General features: G+C 35.5%; 2 protein-coding genes. Both read left to right on the top strand.

Translation table 11 applies throughout. From position 1 onward, the window contains the following. Positions 1-347: 347 nt before the first annotated feature. On the top strand, positions 348-1133 hold the full coding sequence (locus GNE10_RS34435) for a hypothetical protein (protein ID WP_260447149.1): 786 nt from the start codon (positions 348-350) through the stop codon (positions 1131-1133). After that, positions 1133-1405: a TrbI/VirB10 family protein gene (locus GNE10_RS36310; RefSeq protein WP_260447150.1), complete on the top strand. Its 273-nt coding sequence runs from the start codon at positions 1133-1135 to the stop codon at positions 1403-1405. The genes GNE10_RS34435 and GNE10_RS36310 overlap by 1 nt, the downstream gene beginning before the upstream one ends. The last annotated feature ends 37 nt before the right edge of the window (positions 1406-1442 follow it).

Consider the following 1442-nt stretch of genomic DNA (forward strand, 5'->3'; position numbering starts at 1 on the left):
GGGTATCTGTCGCAAACATTTTTTGAATCGGTATTAGGACATAAATTGACAGTCAAACCCAGACACCAAGAGACTTTCTTTCTCTATTGTCTATTGCCTGCTATAAGTCCTACCTCATAACGTGAAATGCTATTAAATAGATATATTTGAGACGTAACTAAGAACCTTACGTCTAAAAATATGGTTACTACAATTCATTTTTTAATCTAATATTTGTAAGTATAAACTCAATAGAAATCACTATTTTTTTGAGAAAGGTTTTTTCAAAAAAAGCATAGATTAAAGTTATTCTAGTGATAAAAAATTGCTGGGAAAATACAAGTTGCCGTTTATCTTAGTGCCATTATATGGACTCTAATTCTTTTTCCTCAGAAGATGCTTCGGAATTTGAATCGAAAATGGCAAGATTAGTTGGACTTGAAGAAGAAAAAACTATTGATATTAGAGGAATTCCAGAAGATTCAGTTCCCTTGCAATTAGAATCTCCAGAATTAGAAACAGTTGTAACTAATGAACCGTTTTCATCTAATCCCTTTGCTAAGTTGGTCTTAGTAGGTGGTGTGACTTTAGTGATAATTATGTTAGTTGGTGGCTTTTTATCACACTTAATCAGTTACAAAAATCAAAAGCCAAGAACTAAGACAGTTGACTTAGTAATCCCATCACCACCAATTCCATCTCGCGAAGAAAGTTTAGAGGAAGAAATAGAGACCCTCAAAACTAAATTAGCCCTTGCAGAACAAGCACAGACAATAATAGAAGCTCAACAAAACCTGAGAATTGCAGCAACACCTGTTTCTAAAGTTAAAGTTGAGCAAAGTAAATATTCAACTGCTTCTAAAGCCAGAATATCAACGCCTGTACGAACAGTTTATGTGCCTAGAACAGTGATAATTGCACGCCCAATTCAAAACCCCCACTCTCAACGAGTAACTCCTCCACAAAACTCTACAGCTGCTTTACCACAAGTACTTCCATCTTCCGTGGCGAACTCAGATACTAAACCATCTCCACCCGACCTTCTCCAGGAATGGGCTAACTTAGCAAAATTTGGTAGTTACGGTGAAGTTTATCTTACTCCTCAATTTGGTGTTAATTCCACCAATTCTCAATGGATGCGGGATTGTTCGTGATGGCAGGTATTAACAAAGCCGCAGAATTACTCAATCGGAGCGATACTACATATCAATATCGTGATATTAATAATAATCCTCAAATACTTACTAATTACAACAAACGCAACATTGCAGCAGGAATTCTAGAAGGTGGTTTTAATTATTTAGTTCCCCAAATTGCACAACGCAATCAACAAGCAATTACCCAAATGCTACAAAAAACTAACATTTGGTTTTTGCCAGCAGGTAAAGAAGTGGAAATATACGTCAATCATACGGTGCAATTTTAGAAGACACCTAAAATTTAGATCGTAGTAAATACAAAAA

This window comes from Nostoc sp. 2RC (genome assembly GCF_014222165.1).
Classification (GTDB): domain Bacteria; phylum Cyanobacteriota; class Cyanobacteriia; order Cyanobacteriales; family Nostocaceae; genus Nostoc; species Nostoc linckia.